Origin of the sequence: Rhizobium oryzicola (assembly GCF_030504645.1) — a bacterium.
Lineage (GTDB): Bacteria > Pseudomonadota > Alphaproteobacteria > Rhizobiales > Rhizobiaceae > Neorhizobium > Neorhizobium oryzicola.
In genome coordinates this window covers 149,587-171,493 of sequence record NZ_JAUKWQ010000009.1, presented here as the reverse complement: position 1 = coordinate 171,493, position 21,907 = coordinate 149,587, and the positions used below count along the sequence as shown (strand labels likewise).

Genomic DNA, 21,907 nt, shown 5'->3' with positions numbered 1-21,907 from the left:
GCTTGCGAATGCAGCGCCTCAATTCGCCTCGAAGGGTCAGGCCACCGCGTAATCGGCGTCGTTGTCGCGAAAGCGCCAGGCAACGACCCAGGGCTCCAGCTGGTCGGCCCGCAGCGCGCGCGAGAAGAGAAAGCCTTGCCCGATTTCGCAACCTAGCTGGCGCAGGCTGTCCGCCTCCTCATCCGTTTCAACACCTTCCGCCAGAACGGACATCGACAGCGCATCGCCAAGGCTGATCAGCGCCGAAATGATCGCCTGGTTGCGCGGGCTCAGATGAATGCCTGTGGTAAGGCCGCGATCGATCTTCAGGCGGTCCACCTTCAGGTCGATCAGATGAGTGAGCGAGGAATGACCAGCGCCGAAATCATCCACGGCCAACAGGAATCCGGAGGTCTCCAGCTGTTTCAGCTGTGCCATGGCGATTTCGGTGTCCAGCAGAGCCTCCTCGGTGATCTCGATCTCCAGCAGGCTCCGGCAAATGCCATGGCGGGTGGCAACCTCGTCCAGCATATCGGGCACGGAATACATGGCAAATTCGCGTGGCGACACGTTGATGGCGATGGTGGCTTCCGGCAGGCCGAGCGAAGGCAGACGCTTCAGCATCCGGCAGGCGGCATCCGCAATCGCTGGGGTCAGTACCTGCGAAGATTGGATGTTGTGGGCAGCCTGCACGATTTCCGGGGGCGAAATGGCGCCAAGTTGCGGGTGATGCCAGCGCACCAGCGCCTCGAAGCCGAGGATCCGGCCAGTGTTGAGACTGACTTGCGGTTGGAACCATGTTTCCACCGCGCCCGCCTTGATGGCCTGCAGGATGTCGCCTTCCACCTGCCGCTGGCGAGCAGCGGCCGCCCGCATTTGCGGCGCAAATTCCGTGTAGGTGCCGCGGCCTCGATCCTTCGTGGCATGCAGTGCCATGTCGGCGGATACGAACAGCTCTTCGGCGTTGCGTGCATGGTGCGGATAGACGGCAATCCCGATCGAGCTGGAAATCATGCGGCACTGACCCTTGAGATCGAAGGGGGCGCGGCTGTGTTCCAGAATGGCTTGGGCTTCCTGGATTGCCCGGCCATAGGCATCCTTGCCGGCGAGAATGACTGCAAACTCATCGCCGCCCAGACGCGAGATGATGTTTTGGGCGGGAAGTGTGGTGCGCAGCCTTTCGGCAAACTGCCGCAGCAGTTCGTCGCCGCCGCGATGTCCCATCGTGTCGTTGATCGTCTTGAAACGATCGATGTCGAGGATGAGCAGCGCCAGTTCTTCGCCGTTGCTCGCCGCCTGGCTGATGCCCTCTGCCAACCGTGTATTGAAGGCTGCCCTGTTCGCCACATGCGTCAGCGAATCGCGGTTGGCGAGATCTTCAAGCCGCGCATTGGCCTTGAGAATATCCACATTCGCTGCCGTCAGCGATTGCGCCAGCGAGGTCGCCTTCAACTCGGTCGTCAGGTTTTCCAGATAGGTTCGCTCGCTGGCGCGGCTGCTGCGATAAAAGATCAGCGTCATCAGCAACAGATTGGCGCACAGGATCAATCCGGTTGTGCCCGAATAGAGCAGCAGCGAGAGGCAGGCTCCGATATGGGCGGGCAGCGTGAAGGCGATTCCCGGCCGGCTGAACTCGACGTTCAGCAGTGCAGCACCCGCGGTGACGCCGAAGAGCATCAGATAGACATTGTTGCCCATCAAAGCATTTGCGGAGCCGTCGATGAGAAAAGGAAGTGTGCCCCAGGCAATACCCGTCAGGAAGTTTCCTGCGGGAACGAGGCGCAAGGTGCGCAGCGGATGGGTTGTTGCAAGATCTCGCTTCCTGATTGTCAGCAAGAGAGCGAGACGCAGCGTCAGGGTCGCTACGATGCCGGCGAACCAGACCCAGATGCCTTCCCGTGGGCATTGCGTCGCATAGACCAGACCTACGACCGATGCCGAGACAGCCAGGTTCAGGATGAGCGGCGTCAGGGCCTTTCTGATCACGGCGATCGCCTGTGCCTGCCGGACTGCGAACGCCTCATCTACAGCCTGGCTCGGCTGGACCCCAACAGACATATTGCACTCTCAAATATACTTGGGTTCTAATGGTATCCACGTTAGTCGATCCGGTCTTAAGCCATCCCTAATTCCCGGAAAATATAAGATAATTCAATTTTATCGCGGGGTGAAATGTTTGCCTGCGAAAGTCTTGGCTATGCTTGACGAATTGTTGACGTCAACGGCGAGATATAGGGGCATCATTCCCCGCCTTGAGCGTACTCTGCAAAATAGCGTTCCGGAGTTGAAAGGATTGAGCGTGCTTCTGCATCCGCAGAAATCATCCAGGGTTCCCGCGCATTCGTGTCGCTGCCGGGGCCGGTGGCGTCGATAATCATGTAGCGTGCGGTTGGCAGTCTATGCTCGCCCTGCCACTCGGTAAAACCCTCCGGCAATACCCGGGCGTCGAGCCAGCAATCTATGTAGGTGACGGTGGCATAGTCGCGCCAGGGCCGACCAAGGCTGATGGTCTGCACGGAAGCATCGCCAGTCACCTTGCAATCGTGAAATACATAGCCGCTTCGCTGCTGTGGTACGCGCCGGCTCTGTGCTGTTACCGTTATTTTGCCACGGTTGACACCGCGCAGTTCCGGCCGTTCGAACCAGGCCAGCGCATCGCCGAACACAAAATCCACGGAGCCCTCAATCAGCGCATCCTCGTAATATTGCCGGGTCGGCCTACAGCTCTCCGGTCCATTGCAGCCATGGCTGCCGGCATAGAGCGTATCTTGCCAGCCGATGAGGTGAAGACCGATGAACTGCTGGCGGTCGCCCGTGGCCGACAGGGCAATCGCCTGGGCGCCCTGGGTGACATCGGGATGGTATCGTGGAAACGGTTTGCGATGGTCAGGCGCGCCATCTCGATGCCGTCTGCCTCGGCAAATACCGTAGCTGAACGCGACGTGCCGCCGCTGTCTCCGGCACTGTGATCGGCCTCGATGACGACGTCGTCGGCCGTCGCGCCCATGCCGATGACGTGCAGGTTCGGGGTGCGCAGATGCACCACCTCCCGATATGCGCCCGGTTGTACCAGAATAGTATCCCCCGGTTTGGCCGCATCCGCAGCTGCCTGCACCGTGGCGTAAGGTTGCCCCTGGCCAACGCTCAGGGATTGCGTTGTCTCTGTCGGGCGCGGCGCGCAACCGCCTACCGGTTTTGCTCGGCAGGAAGGTGCAGGGAAGGGCGCATCTGCCGCTGTTGCTAGCTGTTCAGTTGCAGCAAGCGGCCATGACAGAGCGCCGAGAACCGAAACACTCACAATGAAGGTCATGACGGCCGCTTGGCGAAGAGACATCCTCATCAGCAATTCCATTCGAGTCTATGTGCAGGCACAGGAATAGCGGCCGAACTTTAACAAAGCGGGCATCGGCCTGTCCTGCGTTCTCGACCATCATTCAGGGAAAAGACTGCAGTCTCCATTTGTGGGGCGCTTGCCATTTCCACCTTGCCGCTCATATCAGGATGTGAACCTGAATCGGATCGATGACCGGTCACGAGGGGGCCGTATTTCTCCTGAACCCTGACGGACCTGAGAAATCCAATCACACGCCGGAACAGTAATGTTGTGCGAGCGGACACAACGAGGATGAAGAATGACACCTTCCTTTTCGACGATCGCTTCCCGGCGCTTCGGTTACGGCATGCGACCGGGTGAGGACGCGCCTGACGACGTTGATGACATGATGGCGCAGCTGCCGAAGGCGATGAAGAGCGCGCCGCGTTTTCCCCGCGAAGGCATTACCGGACGCCGCGAGACCGCCGGTCGTCTGCTCTCGGTGCGTGCGGTGGAGGCCAAGGCGGCACTCGACGGTCGGCCCAATGTAGCGCTGCGCAAGGAGACCCAGAAGGAAGCAGACCGCATTTTCGAACGTGATGCGCTGGGGCGGATCACGCAGGCCGTCTATTCGCCCTATGGTTTCTACGAGCGGCTGGCGACCTTCTGGATGGATCATTTCGCCGTCAACGCCCGCAAGGTCTATGAGACGCATATGATCGTGCCGCTGTTCGAGGCGGAGGCAATCCGCCCCAATCTGGCGGGACCTTTTTCCAAGCTTCTGAAGGCGGCCATCCTGCACCCGGCCATGCTGATCTATCTGGATCAGGAGAGGGTCGAGGCGACTGCCAACGAACCTGAGGCACCCGGCGCGCCTGCCCTCAACGAGACGCTGGGCCGTGATCTTCTCGACCTGCACACCATGGGGGCGGATGCCGGCTATAGCGTGGAGGATCTGCGGGGCGTATCTTTCATCCTTGCGGGTCTTTCCGTCGACAATCGCAGCCTGGAGATTGCCTATCGCCCGCGCGGGCGCACCAACGGCATGGCCCTGTTTGGCCGCACCTATACAGGCGGCAGCGACGATCATCAGCGCATGCTGGAGGATCTGGCTGTGCGACCGGAAACGGCGCGCTTCATCTGCCGCAAGCTGGTCAGCCATTTCATTTCCGATGATCCGCCGGCAGAGGTTGTCGAGCCGATGCTTGCGGCCTGGACCGAAAGCAATGGCGACCTGACCCGCGTTTACCGCGCCATGCTGGATCAGCCACGCGCCTGGTCGGGCGAGATGAGCAAGGTGATCCCGCCTTTCGATTTCGTTGTGACGGGTTTGCGAGCCTTCGAATTGAAGCCGGGGGAGTTCCAGGCATTGGCCAAGGCCATGGAAAGCGGTGTGGGTGAAGAAGCCATGCCGATGACGGGCAAGGGCGTGATGCGGGACAAGCCGGGCGTGGCCCGCGCGCTGACCATCGAGGCTCTGAAGCGCATGGGTCAGCCTGTCTGGCAACCGCCCAGCCCGGCAGGCTTTTCCGATCGCACCGATGCATGGCTTTCACCGGGGCAGATCAGCGAACGCATCGGCTGGGCGCGCATGGCCGCGAGAGCGCTGGGGCGCGACGTGGAGCCGGAAGAATTCGTAGAGGCTGCATTGGGGGATGGTGCACGCGATGTGACGCGTGAACTGGTGCTGGCCGCACCCACCAAGGTGCACGCCCTGACGCTGGCGCTTGCTTCGCCGGAATTCAACAGGAGATAGCCGCGATGTCCTTCACGCGCATTACCCGCCGCGGCTTCCTGAGTGCATCTGCGGCCTCCGTCATGCTGTGGCCGTTAGCGTCCCGCGGCCAATCGGCAACGGGCGGCGAAAGCCGTCTCGTTGTCATTCTGCTGCGGGGCGGCCTGGACGGGCTGCAACTGGTGCAGCCTTATGGTGAAGCCGGCTGGAGTGGCTTGCGAGCGGGCCTTGCCCTGACCCCTGAGACAGGTCTCCTGGATCTGGACGGCTTCTATGGTCTCGATCCTTCTGCTGCATCACTGCTGCCGCTTTACCGGGCAGGGGAACTGGGATTCGTGCATGCCACGGCCGGACCGTATCGTAACCGGGCCGATCATTTCAGTGCGCAGAACATGCTGGAAAGCGGCTCGGGCGAGGGGCGTTTGCAACGTACGGGATGGCTGAATAGGGCGCTGGCGCTCATTCCACGCTCGGCAGGACGTCGCGCCATCGACGTCAATGCATCGATGGAACTGATCCTGTCAGGAGCGACAACCACCGACAGCTGGACCACGCAGGCGGATACGTCTCTGGCGCCGGATGAGGTGGATATGTTGGCGCGCCTCTATAGCGAGGATGATGGCTTCAGCCGCACTCTTGCCGCCGCCATGCCAGCGGCGGGCTCCGGGAACCACAGCGCTATCTTTGACCCTCAACGACGTGCTGCGGGTATTGCCGACATGGCGCGCCTGACCGGAGGATTGCTGCGCGAGAATTATCGTATTGCCAGTTTCTCGATTGGAGGCTGGGACAGCCACCGCGATCAAAAGCAGCTCTTTGCGCGGGCTAGCGCAGACCTCTCAAGAGCGTTTCTCGCCCTGAAGGAAGGGCTTGGCGAAGAGGCATGGCGCAACACGTCCGTGCTGGCCGTGACCGAGTTCGGCCGAGCTCTTAGGCTCAACGATCACGGCGGCACCGAGCATGGCACCGGCAGTCTTGCCATCATTGCCGGCGGCGCGGTTGCGGGCGGCTCCGTCATGGGGGAATGGCCGGGTCTTTCGCATGATGCTCTTCTGGACGGGCAGGATCTCGCGCCCACCACTGACGTCCGCGAGATTGCCGCCGCGATGCTCTACCAGCAATTCGATATCAGTATCGGCAACATCGTCTCGAAGGTGTTTCCCGGCCTCGATTTCGACGGCAATTCCATTTATCTGCGCGGATAAGTTTCACGCCTCCGCGGGAACTTCCGTGGGCTTTCCGTCGTCATCCATGGCGACCATGATGAAGAGGCCATCCGTTACCTTTTCCAGAAGGCCGCGCCGCGAGCGGTTCGCCCAGGCTTCGACTTTCAGCGTGATGGAGGTGCGGCCGATCCGGTCGATCTGCGTGTAGATGCTGAGCGTGTCGCCAATCTTCACCGGCCGTTGAAACGCCATTTCCTTGACGGCGGCGGTGACCACGCGGCCTCGAGCCCGCTCACCTGCGCGGATCCCAGCTGCCAAGTCCATCTGCGCCATGACCCAACCACCGAAGATGTCGCCGGCGGGATTGGCGTCACCTGGCATGGCAAGCGTTCGCAGGGTCAGTTCGCCTTCCGGCAACAGGGTGTCGTTCATGATATGGCTCCTTTGGCATTGTCGATCGGTTACTGCGTGTCGGACTCTTTTGCGAGACTGATATCCAATAGGAATTAATTTCTAATTCAATGCTCGCAAAAGTTGATTTTGTTCTCAAGTTATAGAATTTACTTGTGATAAACTTGCAAAGGTTAATGTTGGACTTTGTAAACGATGTCTGGAGGTAATTTATGTATAATCTCCGTCTGTCGACGCGGCTCTATATTCTGGTCGCGCTTGCAGCCGTCATTCTGGCTGGTGCGATGACGTTTAGTCTTGTGCAAAGCTATGATGCGCTTGAGCACGAACGACGCGCCTCGCTGGTGTCCATGGACTCCAATGCCCTTAGTCTCATCAAGTTATATTATGAGCAGGAAAAGTCGGGTGCGATGACGCGCGAGCAGGCGCAGGCGGAAGCCAAGCGCGTAATCGGTGCTATGCGCTACGACAATGGCAGCGGCTATTTCTGGATCAACGACATGCAGCCGCGCATGGTCATGCATCCGGTCAAGCCGGAGCTGAACAATACGGATGTCTCCCAGATCAAGGATCCGAACGGCAAGTTCATTTTCGTGGAATTCGCCAAAGTGGTGAAGGCGCAAGGGCAGGGCTTTGTCGATTACTATTGGCCGAAACCGGGCGCACAAGAGCCGGTGGCGAAGTATTCACACATTGCCGGTTTCGAGCCCTGGGGTTGGGTGGTCGGCACCGGCGTCTATGTGGACGACCTGCAGGCGCTGTTCTGGCAAAAGGCGACGCGTTTCGCACTCTTGTCCGCCCTTGGTCTGCTGGCGCTTGTCGCGACCGCTTTTCTGATCGTACGCAGCGTCATTCATCCGGTTGCCTCTATCCGGCAGGCGCTGTCGCGCATGGCGGAGGGACAGGCTGACGTTGCTGTCGAGGGTTCGCAAAGACGCAACGAATTCGGCGAGATCGCCCGCTCCATCATCGTGCTGGGCGACGCGGTGAAAGCGCGCCATATGCTGGAGCAGCGCGAAGCCGAACAGCAGCGCGCGCTGGCCGCTGATCGCGAGGATACCGCGCGCACCATCCAGGCGGCAGCCGATCGTCAGGATCGGGCGATGCGTGAACTCGGCCGGGCGCTGGATGCGCTGGCCCGGGGCGATCTCTCCGTTTCCCTGAACGACCTCGGCGAGGATTACGCCAAGCTGCGCAATGACTTCAATTCTGCCGTTTCGGCGCTGCGCGCCACGATCGAGGGGATTTCCGACACCGGCCGCGTCGTGCACGCCAGCGCTGCGGATATCAGCGGCGCCACCGGCAATCTTTCTCGCCGCACGGAGCAGCAGGCGGCTGCGCTGGAGGAAACCGCAGCGGCCTTGACGGAAATCACCGAAACGGTGCGTAGCGCTTCCGAACGGGCTTCCGAAGCCCGCTCGATGGTGGCCGCGACGAAGCAAAGCGCGGGTCGGTCCGGAGAGATCGTCCAGACCGCAATTGATGCCATGGGCCGCATCGAGGATTCCTCCAGTCGGATCAGCCAGATCATCTCGGTGATCGACGAGATCGCCTTCCAGACCAACCTGCTGGCGCTGAACGCGGGCGTCGAGGCAGCGCGAGCAGGCGAGGCAGGTCGCGGATTTGCCGTCGTTGCGCAGGAGGTGCGCGAACTGGCGCAACGCTCGGCCAATGCCGCAAAGGAGATCAAGACGCTGATCGACAATTCCGCCCATGAGGTGGAGCAGGGCGTTTCGCTGGTGCGCAAGACAGGGGATGCGTTGATCGAGATCGTCCAACTGGTCGACAAGGTCAATGACCAGGTGGAGAGTATGGCTACGGCCTCGCGCGAGCAGGCGAACGGGTTGCAAGAGATCAATAGTTCCGTCCACCACATGGATCAGATGACGCAGCAGAATGCGGCGATGGTGGAAGAAACCACCGCTGCCAGCCAGACGCTGGAGGAGCAGAGCCGTAAACTTCAGGCTCTTCTGACCGGCTTTCGCCTTTCCGGTGGCGGTGAACGCCGCGCCTCCGCGGCGTAACAAACGCATGCATGAAAAAGCGCCGTCCGGCTCTGCGGGCGGCGTTTTCATTGCTATCCAGAGTAAGGGCTTGTTGAGGAATGTGGCGCAAAACGTGCAGCTTGCCCCAACATCACCCCCAAAAGAACAAGGTCCGTTAAACCTTCGCTTACCCTATCCGCCTAGAGTCTCGCAGTGTGGCATTCCTGCATCTTGAGACTTGGGCATCTGGTATGGCGTATGCTTTTTCCTCGCGGCGGGTTGTCGCCTTCCTGATGATTTCGACCGTCCTGGTGGGCTGCACCGCCGATGGATTGGTGCCGCCAGCGCCGATCGACAAGGGAACGCGGGTGGGCGCCATCCGTCCTCCGCAACCGTTGCCGCAGGGCTATGGTGGCGCAAACCAGCCAGTGGCGCAGGCCAGTGGCAATCTCGGTTATCTCGATAATCCCAATCTCGCCGCCCCGCATGCCCCGCAGCCCGAGCCGATGACCTATCCGGCAACCAGCCAGCCGCAGTCCATGCGAGGCGGTCGCCTGCCAGCGATCGACAGTGCGGAAGCGCTCGCCAATGATCGCGGGCCTCGCAATCTCGGCACGCTGACCATTCCCGCAGGCGGAGTAAACATGGATGACGGGCTTGGCGTCGGTGCGCCAAATGCCAATGCAATGGCGGCACAGTCACCGCGAGCCTCCAGTCAACGTGTCGTAGGCCTCGCGGAAGAACAGAATGCCGATATTGCCGAAGGTGCCACCAGCCAGCCTGTGGTGACGGGCATCGGCACCGACAACCCCGTCGCGGTCGGCGGCGCGCGCCGTACGTCGGCACCCGCCCCACGTCAAGCCGCCCCGCAACCGCTTGCCGAGGATGATCTGGTGATCGTCCCGCCGAAGCGGCAATCCCTGCCGCCGCGTGGCGATGCCGTTGGCCAACAGACGCCACGCTGGGGTGACCAGAGCATGGTCGTGCCGCCCAGCCGCCAGCCTGCCCAGATGCAGGAAGTGGCGATGCTGATGCCGAACAAGCCGACGGTCAACGAGACGCCAAGGGCACCGGCGCAGATGCCGGCCTCGGAAGTCGCCTGCCGGGCCGAGCTTCGCCGCATGGGCGTGCAGTATCGCGATCTGGCGACCATCAATGACGGCCCAAGCTGCGGCATTCCCTATCCGGTGGAACTGTCCGGCCTTGCCGGTGGCATTGACGTAAAGCCTGCCACCAAGCTCAACTGCCAGACGACGCTCGCCTTTGCCAAATGGGTCAAGAACGAACTGCAGCCCGCAGCCCGCACCCGCTACTGGAGCGGGGTCAAGACCATCCAGTCCATGGGCGGCTATTCCTGCCGGCGCATGAACAACAGCAACCAGCGCTACAACCCGATGTCGGAGCACGCGCATGGCAACGCCATCGATGTGGGTGCCTTCGTGCTGAACAACGGCCATGACATCGATGTGCGCAAGAAGGGCCTGTTCTCGTTCCGCGAGGGCGGCCTGCTGAAATCCGTCCGCTCCGACAGCTGCAAGTATTTCAATACGGTGCTGGGTCCCGGCAGCAATGCCGAACACTGGAACCACTTCCATTTCGATCTGCGCAGCCGCGCTTCCGGCAATCGCTACTGCGATTGACGGTGTGCCCGTTGTTTCTCGACCTCACCCATAAATGAAAGGCTGACCGCGACAGTCCTGTCGGGCCAGCCCATCATTTGGAGTTTGAACTTAGGATGAGGACCCAATCATCTTGTTGAAATGGTGCGAGGCGATCCGGATGAGATACGAGGCGAAAAACGGAGGCGATGCTTTTGCATCGGCGAGGCTTTTCAACGATGTAGCTCGCCGGATCGACCACATCCCGAGCATAATCCCGTCGGGATTATGCGGGGACGCGCGAACGGCTGCGATCTGCTGTGTCGAAGCGCTTGAATGGGTGCCGGACCCATTCGTGCGCGCTTCTCCTCGCATATCATGGCCGTTCATCGCGCCATTTCAATAATATGATTGAGCCCTCACCCTAGAACCTATGTTGTTACGCGCTTACTTTAAAGTTGGCGTCATCCGAGTCTGGGCCGCCCACCGACATGTCGATCGTCAACCCCTTCACGCGGGCTTGCTGGTCTCGCACCGTCCTGCCAGCCGGGAAGGTTGACCCCTTGGCGGCGGGCTTCGCCGGGCCATGATTCCACGCTCCAGCCTTGGCCTGTTGGGCGCGAGAGGGCTGCATTTTGTCGCTCTCGCCGGTATCGACCCTGAAGAAGGCGATGGAGGCCTGAAGCTCTTCGGCCTGTGCGGCAAGTTCTTCAGAGGTCGCCGCCATCTCTTCAGAGGCTCCGGCGTTTTGCTGTGTCACCGTGTCGAGCTGCTGGATGGCTTCGTTGATCTGGCTTGCGCCGATATCCTGTTCGCGGCAGGCAGCCGAGATTTCCGAGACCAGTTCTGCCGTTTTGCGGATATCGGGCACGAGGCGGGCGAGCATTGTCCCTGCCTCTGTCGCAACGTTCACTGTGGTGCTCGAAAGGCCGCTGATTTCTGCCGCAGCGGACTGGCTGCGTTCAGCAAGCTTGCGGACTTCGGAGGCGACGACGGCAAAGCCCTTGCCATGTTCACCGGCACGCGCGGCTTCCACTGCCGCATTCAGCGCGAGAAGATCGGTCTGGCGGGCGATTTCCTGAACGATGGAAATCTTCTCGGCGATGGTGCGCATCGCAGCCACGGCGCGATTGACAGCCTCACCGGATGCTTCGGCATCCTTTGACGATTGACGTGCGATCTTTTCCGTCTGGGCAGCATTGTCGGCGTTCTGCTTGATGTTGGCGGCCATCTGTTCCATGGAGGCAGAGGCTTCTTCAGCCGCCGAAGCCTGTTCGGTCGCGCCTTGCGAAAGCTGTTCTGCACCGGCCGAAAGCTGCTGTGAACCCGCTGAAACCTGGTCGCTTGCACTGAGCGCGTCGGCAACAACGCCGCGCAGGCGATCGACCATGGACACAAGTGAAATTCCCAGCCTGTCCTTGTCCGAAAGCGGCTTGGGTTCCACGGTCAGGTCGCCGCTGGCAATCTTGTCGGCAATGCCTGCCGTGTTGCGCAGGTTGTCCACCAGTGTATTGATCGCACTCTTCATGCGCTCATGATCGCCCTCGCATTCTATGTCGACGCGCTCCGTCAGGTCGCCAATGCTGACCTGGCGCAACACGCGGTTCCCCTCGGAAATCGGCAGGATGATGGCGTCCAGCATTCCGTTGATCCCGGAGACCAGCTTGGCGAAATCGCCCACGAAGCGATCCGCCGCACCCCGCTCCTGGAGCTTGCCGGCTGTGGAGGCGGCAATCAGGCGCTGAAGCTCAGTGGTGATTGCGCGAAGATTGCCGCGCAGTGTTTCGATTGTCTGGTTGATAAAGGCCTTCTTGCCCGGGAACTGTTCGAGCGTTGCCTCGAAGTTGCCTTCGCCCAATTCCTTGATGCAAGCCATCGCCTTCTTCTTGACGGCGATATGGCCTGCAACCATCTCGTTGATGCCCTTGGCCATGGCAGCGAAATCGCCCTGGAACTTGTCGATAGGGACAAACACGTCGATGTCGCCCTTGTCGTGCTCGATCGACATTTTGTTCATTTCGGCAATCAGGCCTTTGAGATTGCCACGGAGCGTTTCGACCGTCTGGTTGATGAAGGCCTTCTTTCCGGGGAACTGTTCCAGCGGCGCCTCGAAATTGCCCTCGCCCAATTCCTTGATGCAGGCCATGGCTTTTTTCTTGACGGCGATATGGCCTGCGACCATCTCGTTGATGCCCTTGGCCATGTTGCCGAAGTCGCCTTTGAAGCGGTCGGTGGCGAGGAAGACGTCGATGTCGCCCTTGTCGTGCTCGGCCGACATCTTGTTCATTTCATTGATCAGGCCGCGAAGATTGCCGCGCAGGGTCTCGATCGTCTCGTTGATGAAAGCCTTCTTGCCCGGAAACTGCTCAAGCGACGCATCGAAGTTGCCTTCGCCCAATTCCTTGATGCAGGCCATGGCTTTCTTCTTGACGGCGATATGGCCCGCCACCATGTCGTTGATGCCTTTGGCCATGGTGCCAAAATCGCCCTTGAACTTGTCGACAGGGACAAACACGTCAATGTCGCCCTTGTCGTGCTCGGCCGACATCTTGTTCATCTCGCTGATCAGGCCGCGCAGATTGCCGCGCAGGGTCTCAATCGTCTCGTTGATGAAGGCTTTCTTGCCGGGGAATTGATCGAGTGGCGCGTCGAAATTGCCATTGCCCAGTTCTTTGACGCAGGCCATCGCCTTCTTCTTGACCGCGATATGGCCCGCCACCATGTCGTTGATGCCCTTGGCCATGACCGCAAGATCGCCGCTGAACTCCTCCACGGGCAGCGCGACATCAATGTCGCCCTTGTCATGTTCGCCCGACATGCGCGCGACGGAAGTCGCAAGCTTCTTCATCGGCTGCGTGGTCGCATCGAGCAATGCGTTGACGGCTGCCAGCATCTCTCTGGCTTCGCCCGTTGCGATGTCGACATTTGCTCGTTCCGACAGATTGCCGGCAAGGATGCCAACAGAGACGCGTTGCATCTCGGCGAGCGCCACCGGAGCTTTGGAAGACTTCTTCATCTGCGTGTAGAAAGACATTCTATTCTCCCTCGTCGGAATCTGATTTCGGATGTACATGTCAGGTTCGGCATGCGCGATCGATCGATTGTCCCGATGGCTCCAATACAACCCAAATTAGCGGAGTTAATAATTAAGAGTCCCCTAAATTAGGAAGATTATTTTTGATGAATGAACTCGTGTAGTGCGTGTCATATTCAGCGGAAAGGCTGGCTGCGCAGATGGCCGCGACGCGGTGTACTTTCGAGGCCAATGTATAGAGATCAGGCCGCAAACCTGCCCATATTCACTGAAAACACTGATGTTTGAGATTCGCCGGTCGTGGGGACGCCCGTGCGCTTTATGAGGGACAATTGAAATGGCAAACAAGTTGAAGATCGGCGTGCTGTTCGGCGGCCAATCCGCAGAGCATGACGTGTCGATCATGTCGGCTACGAATGTGATGAAGGCGATGGATCGCGGCCGTTACGACGTGCTGCCCATCGGCGTCGACCGCGACGGGTGCTGGTGGCTGGGCGCGGATGACGGAGAGCCGCTGCAGCCGGGCAGGGGCGTGCAGGTGGCGCTTCTGCCTGGCGGCAAGGGCCGTCTGGTGGCGGTCGGCGACGGTGCTGCTACCCTACCACAGCTTGACGTTCTCTTTCCGGTTCTGCACGGCCGTTTCGGCGAAGATGGTACCGTGCAGGGCTATGCCGAACTGGCGGGCGTTCCCTATGCCGGCTGCGGCCTCATCGGGTCTGCCGCCGCCATGGACAAGGATGTGGCGAAACGACTGCTGAAACAGGCTGGCATTCCTGTTGCCAGATCCGTCTGCCTCACCGCATCAGACCCGGTGTCGGCAACGGCAATCTCCGATCGTCTGGGCTGGCCGCTGTTCGTAAAGCCTGCGCGGCAGGGATCCTCCTTCGGCGTGTCCCGCGTCGATGGCAGCCAGGCCTTTCTGCCCGCGCTGGAAACCGCGTTCCGTTACGACGCGAAAGTTCTGGTGGAAGAATTCCTGCAGGGCCGTGAAATCGAATGCGCGGTGCTTCAGCATGCCGATGGCAGCCTGACGGTATCGCCGCCGGGCGAAATCGTGACCAACAAGAAGCACGATTTCTACAATTACGAAGCCAAATATTTCGATCCGGATGGGGCGGCGATCCACGTCCCCGCCAAGGTGGTCGAGGCTGTGGTGGAACAGGCGAAGATCCTGGCTGCCGACGCCTTCCGGGCACTCGGCTGTGATGGCATCGCGCGCGTCGATTTCTTCCTCACCGAAGCGGGCGAGCTCTATGTGAACGAGATCAACACCATGCCCGGCTGTACCAATCGCAGCATGTATCCGCTGGCGCTCGGTAAATGCGGCATCAGCTATTCCGGCTGGATCGACGTGGCCATCGAGTTCGCGCTGAAAGGGCGCGGGCAGTAGAGTGGTCGGCGGGCAATCTGCCGTCAGGGTCGCAGTGGGGGGATGCCCGGCGTGTGCGAATAATTAACGGTGTCTATTGCAAAAATCTGAAATGGGCGTATATTGCTCGCATCGACCTTTGCTTGTGACGTCGTTCAGAGCCCAATTCGCGCTCACGTTGGATATCCTCTCAAAACATCGATCTAATCCCGCAAGGTATCGCGGGAACAACAACGATTGCTTGAAAGGAAATCGTTATGAACACTGGTACGGTCAAGTGGTTTAATGCCACCAAGGGCTTTGGCTTCATTCAGCCGGACAACGGCGGCACGGACGTATTCGTGCATATCTCTGCTGTCGAGCGCGCAGGCATGCGTTCGCTGAACGACGGTCAGAAGATCTCGTACGACATCGTACAGGACCGCCGCTCCGGCAAGAGCTCCGCAGACAACCTGCGCGCAGCCTGATATTGAACTGCGTTCCTGCTGACCACGGATGTACCGGCAGCAGAATGCGGTGATCGTGAGAGGTCGGGTCAACCCCGGCCTTTTGTGTTTTTACAACTCGGGAAAAAGCAGCGTCTGCTGCGTCAGGAGATAACTTGCAGGTCATCGTCAGAGACAACAATGTTGAACAGGCCCTTCGCGTTCTGAAGAAGCGCATGCAGCGCGAAGGTATCTTCCGCGAAATGCGCGCCCGCGAATCCTACGAAAAGCCGTCTGAAAAGCGCGTTCGCGAAAAGGCTGAAGCCGTTCGCCGTTACCGCAAGATGGCACGCAAGAAGCTGCAGCGCGAAGGCCTGCTGCCGGCGCCCAAGAAGGCTGCCCGCACGCGTTGATTTTGCGAAGGTCGGACACCGCCTCCTACGCGGTGTCGGCCTCCCGCTATTTCCCCGCCGCAACCGTCTGACAAAAGGAGAGTGCGATGAGCATCACCAAGGACGAGTTCTTCAAGCCGGGCAAGACTTCCTCTGCTGAAAAAGCCTCTCGTACCGATGAGGCTGCCAGGCAGATTATTCAGGCCGATCAGGCCGATCGCATCCGCAAGACGGAGCGACTGAGGCAGCTGCGCGAAGCACGCGATGCCGATGGTCCGGCCATCGTGCCACCAGCCGCCAAGAAACGCACGGCCAAGAGCGGCAAGTAATCCGCCATTGCGTTCGCATTCGCCTTATTGACATCTCGTTATCGCGAAATGCTGCCTATATATGGGGCATGTTCCCGCCCAACCTGTGCGCATTCATGTCCCCCATCGTCTCGATCCGAAATCTCACCAAAACCTATGCGAACGGATTTTCAGCCCTAAAGGGTGTCGATCTCGACATCCGAGAAGGTGAAATCCTTGCCCTCCTTGGCCCCAATGGGGCTGGCAAGACCACGATGATTTCCATCATCTGCGGGCTCTCCACGCCGTCGTCCGGCCAGGTCCTTGTCGGCGGCCACGACGTCGTGAGCGAGTTTCGCGAGACGCGTCGGCTGATCGGTCTTGTGCCGCAGGAATTGACCACGGACCAGTTCGAGACGGTCTGGAACACCGTCAGCTTCTCGCGTGGCCTGCATGGGGGCAAAAAGAACCCGGCACTGATTGAGCGTATCCTGAAAGACCTGTCGCTTTGGGACAAACGCGACAACAAGCTGCGCGAGCTTTCCGGCGGCATGAAGCGGCGCGTGCTGATTGCCAAGGCGCTGGCGCATGAGCCGCGCATTCTGTTTCTGGACGAGCCGACCGCCGGGGTCGATGTCGAGTTGCGGCGCGGCATGTGGACGGCGATTGACCGTCTGCGCGCGACGGGCGTCACCGTCATCCTCACGACGCATTACATTGAAGAGGCCGAGGAAATGGCGGACCGGATCGCCGTTATCAGGGGCGGCGAAATCCTGCTGGTGGAGGAAAAGCGCGAGCTGATGCAAAAGCTCGGTCGCAAGCAATTGCATCTGGAACTGAAGACGCCGCTCGGCACCCTGCCACCGGCTCTTGCCGCACTTGGCCTGACGCTTTCCGAAGACGGTCGCCAGTTGGTGCACGAATATGGCAATGGCGCGGGCGAGGGGCGTATAGGCCAGGTGCTGGCGGCGATCGAGGCGGAGGGGCTGTCGCTCAGCGACGTGTCCACGCATCAAAGCTCGCTCGAAGACATCTTCGTTTCGCTGGTGGAGGCGCGCCAATGAATGTCGAGGCGATCAAGGCGATCTATTTCTTCGAGATGGCGCGCATGCGGCGCACGCTTCTGCAAAGCGTGATCTCGCCTGTCATCACAACATCGCTCTACTTCATCGTGTTCGGCACGGCGATCGGCTCGCGCATCCAAGAGGTGGGCGGCGTGTCCTACGGCGCCTTCATCACGCCCGGCCTGATCATGCTGACTCTGCTCGGCCAGTGCATCAGCAACGGCTCCGTTGGGATTTATTTTCCTAAGTTTACCGGCACCATCTACGAGATCCTGTCTGCCCCGGTGTCGATGGCAGAGATTGTCATCGGCTATGTCGGTGCGGCGGCCAGCAAGGGCATGATCATCGGGCTGATCATCCTCGCCACGGCGTCCTTCTTCGTGGATATCCATATCCAGCATCCGGTCATGATGCTGGTCTTCATGGTGCTGACGGCGATTACCTTCTCGATGTTCGGCTTCATCATCGGCGTCTGGGCGGATAATTTCGAGCAGCTCAATCTGGTGCCGATGCTGGTGGTGCCACCGCTGACCTTCCTTGGCGGCAGCTTCTATTCCATCGACATGCTGCCGCCCTTCTGGGCCGCTGTCAGCCACCTGAACCCGGTGCTCTATCTCGTCTCCGGCTTTCGCTGGAGCTTCTACGGTATCTCGGATGTCAATCCTTTGATCAGCCTCGTCATGATCGCCGTCTTCCTGACGGCGGGCATGACGGTGCTGAGCTGGATGTTCCGCACCGGTTACCGGTTGCGGAAGTAGGCGAAGTTTCAGGCCGCCTGTTCGGCGGCCTCCGTCTGGTGATCGCGGCCTGAGATCATGACCGCGGCCGCGAGTGCGCTTGAAACCGCGGCGAAGGCCATGACGCCGATCGGTCCGCTGGCATCAACCAGCAAACCGCCAATCACTGCACCGCTGGAAATGGCGACCTGAAAGGTGGTCAGCATGATGGCGCCCGCGCTTTCCACCTCATCCGAGGCGATGCGTGTGATGCGGTTCTGGACGCTGACGGGGAAGGCCCCGAAGCCGAAGCCCCAGAAGGCAACGCCCGCAATGGCAATGGCAGCTACGCTGCTGCTTGCGGCAACAATGGCCATGGCGATTGCAATCATCAGGGCTGCGATGGCGACGGCCCCGGCATTGCTGCGGGCGGAGAGTGCGCCGCCGGCGAGATTGCCGAAGAAGCCCGCGACGCCGAAAGCCAGCAGGACAAGCGAAACCGTCGCGACGTCGAGATGCATGATATCATCCAGATAGCTGCGAATGAAGGTGAAGCCTGCGAAATGACCGGCTGCCGTCAGGATGATCACGAAGAACACCGTGCGTACGCTGCGCCGTCCGAGCAGCCGGCCCATGGTGGCGAAGGATGCATGACCCGCAGGCGGCATGGCCGGAACGGTGAAGGCCTGCAGCAGGAAGACGACAACGCCGAGCGCTGCCGTCAGGTAGAAGGCGGCGCGCCAGCCAAGTGTGGCACCGATCCAGGCGCCGAGCGGGGCGGCGCAGACAGTCGCAACAGAAACCCCCGCCATGATGACGGACATGGCGCGCGGAAGGTTATCACCGGGAGCAAGCCGCATGGCGAAGGCGGCGGAGAGCGCCCAGAAACCACCCAGCGCGACGCCCAGCAGGACGCGGGCAACAAGCAGCGGGATAAAGCCGGTTGATGTCGCTGCGATCAGGCTGGAAATGATGAGCAGGCTGGTGAGTGTCAGCAGGACGAGACGACGGTCGAGCTTACGCCCGCCGACAACGATAGCGGGGCCCGCAATGGCGCCGATCACAGCCGTTGCCGTAACCGTCTGGCCGGCAAGACCGGTGCTGATGGAAAGGTCCTGGGCGATGGGCGGCAAAAGGCTGGCCGGCAGAAACTCTGCCGTCACGAGGCCGAACACACCAAGCGAGAGGGAAATGATCGCGGGCCAGGCAACGCGGTCAGCACGATCATCCTCCACGGGCAGGTCGAGGCAGGAATCGGTCATATCGGGAATCCTTGTGATATGGTCTTGGGAAAACCGCCGCAAAGCTGACTGAAAATCACAGCTATTCCTATGGCCGATCCACCGCGATGGTTGATCATTCCTCCGAAACTGCACATCGGACACGTCGCTTGAAGTGGGTGCACCCCCCTCTGGCCCGCCGGCCGTTTCCCTCCTTGTGGGGGAGATGGCCGGCAGGCCAGAGGGGGTAATCGACAATCCGTTAGGTGCGTACCATGTTCAGTGCCGAAACCAATGCGCAACAGTTCAATCGCGCAGCTTCAACTGGTCCGTCTGCATTTGCAGCGAGCCCAGCGTGGAGAGGAAGGTCATGCCGAGCAGACTTTCTTCCAGCTTGCCCTTTTCCGCCACCATCGCACGGATGGAACTGCGCTCGATCGGTCCGATGCCGACCGTATCGAGCCGCACCGGTGCGGCATAGGCCGCGCCATTGGCCGTCTGCACCCGCACGGAATAGGTCAGCGCTTCTGGCTTCAGCCCCAGGCGCTCTGCATCCTGGTAGGTCAGCACCACGGCGCTGGCACCCGTATCCACCAGCATAGGCACCGTCTTGCCGTTGACATCGACGCGGGCGCGGAAATGGCCGCCCATCGCCCGGTGCAAGATGACCTCCTGACCGCCTTCACTTGTGGTGACGACCACCGCGCTGCCTGGCATCAGACCGGCCGTCATGCGTGCGCCGAACTGGGTAAAGTCGTCTCGATAGATATAGCCGGCGACCAGCACGAAGATGATCAGCAGCCAGATCGCGATGTTGCGAAGAACCTCGTGCGCGGGTCCGCGCCGGCCCGCCAGCACGCCTGCCGACAAAAGGGCCGCAATCGGGAGCATATAGACAAGGCGGCCGAAATCCTCGTTTGCCATGCCGAAGGTCTGGCCCGTATCATGGTTGAAGACCAAGAGTGCGAGGCCGACGCCCAAGATCAGAAGAACGAGCGTCAGGCCTTTCATGCTGCATCTCCGCCTACTGTCGAGGACGAACTCTCCGCCGACGCGTTCAAAGCCTGCAGCCGTTCGGGAAGGCTCTCCATGAGCGCGAGGCGCTCGTGGTCGCCCAGGCTCGACCAGCTGGCGATCTCATCAAGGCTGCGTCCGCAGCCCATGCAGAGGCCACTGGCGGGATCAAGCGAGCAGACGAGGATACAGGGTGAAATCATGACCAATATATCGTGCTGTCAGGCGAGCGCGGCAAGGGCCACGAGGAAGGTGATCTCAACCAGTTGTTCACTGCCGCCGATCGTATCGCCGCTATGACCACCGATTTTGCGGCGCACGAAACGGGTGAAGGCGAGAACCGCGACAAGGCTTGCAAAGAAGGCGAACAGGAGCGGCCCAAGGCGGATTTGCGGCCAGAGCAGCACGAACATGAGGCCGATGGCGGAAATGATAGCAAAAGTCACCGCACTCTCCTGCGGCTGGCCTGCGGCAACCGCCGTCCCGTTCTGGCGGGCGGGTGGCAGCTTCGACCAGTGCCAGATCATCAGGGCGCGACCGACCGTTGCCGCAGCGATGAAAGCTGCCGCCGCCGCGTGCGCAGAGATGAGCGTGGCAAGCGATGCGAGCGCGAAGGTTCTGAGCCCGAAGCTGAGGATCAGCGCGATCACCCCATAGGCACCGGTGCGGCTGTCCTTCATGATGGTGAGCGCATGATCCTTGTCGCGCCCGCCGCCAAGGCCATCGACGCTGTCGGCAAAGCCATCCTCATGCAGCGCGCCGCAAAGTGCCGCAGAAAGCCCAATCGCCAGCAGCGCCGCGACCAGAGGCAGCTTGTCTGCCATCGCGAGCAGGATCAGGGCCGAGGGCAGGGCGATCAGCGCGCCCGCCACAGGAAAGGCCCGGCAGGCACGGGCGACGCTGCCGTCATGCCCCTCGAAAAAGCGGGAAGGTACGGGCAGGCGGCTCAGGAATGCGACCGAGCGTGCAATGTCTGCAATGAAATCCTGCGCGCTAGACAGTTGTCCCTCCGGCCTTCGGTGCTTAAAGAAGGGGCCACCAAATCAGATTCCACCGACAAGGCAAAGTACGTCTGCCGGTGACGCCCAAGAAAGAGAGATCCGATGAGCCTCAGCGGTTTGCCCTTCGACGATTTTCGTGTGCTTCTGCGCGAGCTTCCCGGTCCTGATACCCGTGCGCTGGTGGCCGCCCGCGAGCGTGATGCGCAATTGACGAAGCCCGCCGGCTCGCTCGGCCGGCTGGAAGAGATTGCCTATTGGCTCGCCGCCTGGTCTGGCCGGGCGCCCGCGGTCAACCGGCCACTGGTGGCTATCTTCGCCGGAAATCACGGCGTGGCGCGCCACGGCATCACGCCCTACCCGCCGAGCGTGACGCAGCAGATGGTCGAGAATTTTGCCGCCGGTGGCGCTGCCATCAACCAGATCTGCGCGGCCTATGACCTCGGCTTGAAGATCTTCGATCTGGCGCTGGATTATCCGACCGGCGACATCACCACGGAAGCGGCTCTCTCCGAGCGCGACTGCGCCGCCACCATGGCATTTGGCATGGAAGCCACTGCGGGCGGCACCGATCTGCTCTGCATTGGCGAGATGGGCATCGGCAATACGACGATTGCCGCCGCGATCAACATGGCGCTTTATGGCGGCGAGGCGGAAGAATGGGTCGGCCCCGGCACAGGCTCTCAAGGGCAGGTACTGGACCGCAAAGTCGCTGCGGTAAAGGCGGCCCTTGCCTTCCATAAGGATCACCTGTCTGACCCGCTGGAAATCCTGCGCCGTCTGGGTGGGCGCGAAATCGCCGCCATGGCGGGTGCCATTCTCGCGGCCCGCATGGAAAAGATCCCTGTCCTGATCGACGGCTATGTGGCGACCGCTGCGGCTTCGATCCTGAAGGCTGCCAATCCGACCGCGCTCGATCACTGCCTGATCGGCCATGTCTCGGGTGAACCCGGCCATCTGAAGGCGATCGAGAAGCTCGGCAAGACGCCGCTTCTGGCGCTCGGCATGCGGCTCGGCGAGGGCACGGGTGCGGCCCTTGCCGCCGGCATCGTGAAGGCCGCCGCCGCCTGCCATTCCGGCATGGCAACTTTTGCGCAGGCCGGGGTGACGACGGCAAGCCAGCCGGTGCCGCATTCCCATTGAGGTGATTACGGATCAGCCAGCCGCGCCTTTGCGGCTGGCTGGGACTTACCGGGCATAT

At 60.8% G+C, this 21,907-nt stretch carries 20 protein-coding genes; 11 read left to right on the top strand and 9 right to left on the bottom strand.

What is annotated here, in order from left to right; genetic code table 11:
* Nucleotides 1-36 precede the first annotated feature (36 nt).
* The 3 genes from Q2T52_RS21515 to Q2T52_RS21505 all read right to left on the bottom strand — a co-directional run bounded on the left by Q2T52_RS21515 (nucleotide 37) and on the right by Q2T52_RS21505 (nucleotide 3,319).
* A complete protein-coding gene (locus Q2T52_RS21515; RefSeq protein WP_302078917.1) occupies nucleotides 37-2,037 on the bottom strand; it encodes a putative bifunctional diguanylate cyclase/phosphodiesterase in 2,001 nt (666 codons plus the stop codon).
* A 182-nt stretch (nucleotides 2,038-2,219) separates the two neighbouring features.
* Nucleotides 2,220-2,774: a pectinesterase family protein gene (locus Q2T52_RS21510; protein ID WP_302078941.1), complete on the bottom strand. Its 555-nt coding sequence runs from the start codon at nucleotides 2,772-2,774 to the stop codon at nucleotides 2,220-2,222.
* Entirely contained in the window at nucleotides 2,666-3,319 is a 654-nt protein-coding gene (locus Q2T52_RS21505; protein WP_302078916.1) for a pectinesterase, read from the bottom strand. The genes Q2T52_RS21510 and Q2T52_RS21505 overlap by 109 nt, the downstream gene beginning before the upstream one ends.
* A 292-nt stretch (nucleotides 3,320-3,611) precedes the next feature.
* On the opposite strand from Q2T52_RS21505, the gene Q2T52_RS21500 reads away from it, so the two are divergent.
* Nucleotides 3,612-5,048, top strand: a complete 1,437-nt coding sequence (locus tag Q2T52_RS21500) for a DUF1800 domain-containing protein (protein WP_302078915.1) — start codon at nucleotides 3,612-3,614, stop codon at nucleotides 5,046-5,048.
* Between the two features lie 5 nt (nucleotides 5,049-5,053).
* Nucleotides 5,054-6,232, top strand: a complete 1,179-nt coding sequence (locus Q2T52_RS21495) for a DUF1501 domain-containing protein (RefSeq protein WP_302078913.1) — start codon at nucleotides 5,054-5,056, stop codon at nucleotides 6,230-6,232.
* Between the two features lie 3 nt (nucleotides 6,233-6,235).
* Here Q2T52_RS21495 and Q2T52_RS21490 read toward each other — a convergent pair whose 3' ends face one another.
* Nucleotides 6,236-6,625: an acyl-CoA thioesterase gene (locus tag Q2T52_RS21490; RefSeq protein ID WP_302078912.1), complete on the bottom strand. Its 390-nt coding sequence runs from the start codon at nucleotides 6,623-6,625 to the stop codon at nucleotides 6,236-6,238.
* A gap of 191 nt (nucleotides 6,626-6,816) precedes the next feature.
* Here Q2T52_RS21490 and Q2T52_RS21485 point away from each other — a divergent pair, with 191 nt between their 5' ends.
* Together Q2T52_RS21485 and Q2T52_RS21480 are read left to right on the top strand one after the other, a co-directional pair.
* Complete coding sequence (locus Q2T52_RS21485) at nucleotides 6,817-8,628, top strand: methyl-accepting chemotaxis protein (RefSeq protein ID WP_302078911.1); 1,812 nt, start codon at nucleotides 6,817-6,819, stop codon at nucleotides 8,626-8,628.
* Between the two features lie 212 nt (nucleotides 8,629-8,840).
* The gene (locus Q2T52_RS21480; protein ID WP_302078909.1) at nucleotides 8,841-10,229 is read left to right on the top strand and encodes an extensin-like domain-containing protein; all 1,389 of its coding nucleotides are present in this window, start codon (nucleotides 8,841-8,843) and stop codon (nucleotides 10,227-10,229) included.
* Between the two features lie 397 nt (nucleotides 10,230-10,626).
* Here the strand turns inward: Q2T52_RS21480 and Q2T52_RS21475 are convergent, their stop codons facing one another.
* Nucleotides 10,627-13,221, bottom strand: a complete 2,595-nt coding sequence (locus Q2T52_RS21475) for a methyl-accepting chemotaxis protein (RefSeq protein WP_436799570.1) — start codon at nucleotides 13,219-13,221, stop codon at nucleotides 10,627-10,629.
* 337 nt (nucleotides 13,222-13,558) lie between these two features.
* Here Q2T52_RS21475 and Q2T52_RS21465 point away from each other — a divergent pair, with 337 nt between their 5' ends.
* The 6 genes from Q2T52_RS21465 (at nucleotide 13,559) to Q2T52_RS21440 (ending at nucleotide 17,516) form a co-directional block, all read left to right on the top strand.
* Nucleotides 13,559-14,611 (top strand): D-alanine--D-alanine ligase family protein, encoded by a 1,053-nt coding sequence (locus tag Q2T52_RS21465; RefSeq protein ID WP_302078908.1) that lies wholly within the window; start codon nucleotides 13,559-13,561, stop codon nucleotides 14,609-14,611.
* Between the two features lie 236 nt (nucleotides 14,612-14,847).
* Nucleotides 14,848-15,057: a cold-shock protein gene (locus Q2T52_RS21460; protein WP_302078906.1), complete on the top strand. Its 210-nt coding sequence runs from the start codon at nucleotides 14,848-14,850 to the stop codon at nucleotides 15,055-15,057.
* Between the two features lie 134 nt (nucleotides 15,058-15,191).
* Nucleotides 15,192-15,428 carry a 30S ribosomal protein S21 gene (gene rpsU, locus Q2T52_RS21455; RefSeq protein ID WP_302078905.1) on the top strand — a complete coding sequence of 79 codons (237 nt, stop codon included), beginning with the start codon at nucleotides 15,192-15,194 and terminating at the stop codon, nucleotides 15,426-15,428.
* A gap of 86 nt (nucleotides 15,429-15,514) precedes the next feature.
* Nucleotides 15,515-15,736, top strand: coding sequence for a hypothetical protein (locus Q2T52_RS21450; protein WP_302078904.1), 222 nt, complete (start codon nucleotides 15,515-15,517; stop codon nucleotides 15,734-15,736).
* A 95-nt stretch (nucleotides 15,737-15,831) separates the two neighbouring features.
* A complete protein-coding gene (locus Q2T52_RS21445) occupies nucleotides 15,832-16,758 on the top strand; it encodes an ABC transporter ATP-binding protein (RefSeq protein ID WP_302078903.1) in 927 nt (308 codons plus the stop codon).
* Complete coding sequence (locus Q2T52_RS21440; RefSeq protein WP_302078902.1) at nucleotides 16,755-17,516, top strand: ABC transporter permease; 762 nt, start codon at nucleotides 16,755-16,757, stop codon at nucleotides 17,514-17,516. The genes Q2T52_RS21445 and Q2T52_RS21440 overlap by 4 nt, the downstream gene beginning before the upstream one ends.
* Before the next feature lie 8 nt (nucleotides 17,517-17,524).
* On the opposite strand, the gene Q2T52_RS21435 is transcribed toward Q2T52_RS21440, so the two are convergent.
* From Q2T52_RS21435 to cobS, 4 genes are all read right to left on the bottom strand, one after another.
* Nucleotides 17,525-18,736, bottom strand: a complete 1,212-nt coding sequence (locus Q2T52_RS21435; RefSeq protein WP_302078901.1) for an MFS transporter — start codon at nucleotides 18,734-18,736, stop codon at nucleotides 17,525-17,527.
* A 264-nt stretch (nucleotides 18,737-19,000) separates the two neighbouring features.
* On the bottom strand, nucleotides 19,001-19,705 hold the full coding sequence (locus tag Q2T52_RS21430; protein WP_302078900.1) for a retropepsin-like aspartic protease family protein: 705 nt from the start codon (nucleotides 19,703-19,705) through the stop codon (nucleotides 19,001-19,003).
* Entirely contained in the window at nucleotides 19,702-19,911 is a 210-nt protein-coding gene (locus tag Q2T52_RS21425; RefSeq protein WP_302078899.1) for a DUF1289 domain-containing protein, read from the bottom strand. Before Q2T52_RS21425 ends, Q2T52_RS21430 begins: the two co-directional genes overlap by 4 nt.
* A gap of 18 nt (nucleotides 19,912-19,929) precedes the next feature.
* Nucleotides 19,930-20,679: an adenosylcobinamide-GDP ribazoletransferase gene (gene cobS, locus Q2T52_RS21420; protein WP_367187353.1), complete on the bottom strand. Its 750-nt coding sequence runs from the start codon at nucleotides 20,677-20,679 to the stop codon at nucleotides 19,930-19,932.
* A 132-nt stretch (nucleotides 20,680-20,811) separates the two neighbouring features.
* On the opposite strand from cobS, the gene cobT reads away from it, so the two are divergent.
* Nucleotides 20,812-21,849: a nicotinate-nucleotide--dimethylbenzimidazole phosphoribosyltransferase gene (cobT, locus tag Q2T52_RS21415; RefSeq protein WP_302078898.1), complete on the top strand. Its 1,038-nt coding sequence runs from the start codon at nucleotides 20,812-20,814 to the stop codon at nucleotides 21,847-21,849.
* Nucleotides 21,850-21,907: the final 58 nt, after the last annotated feature.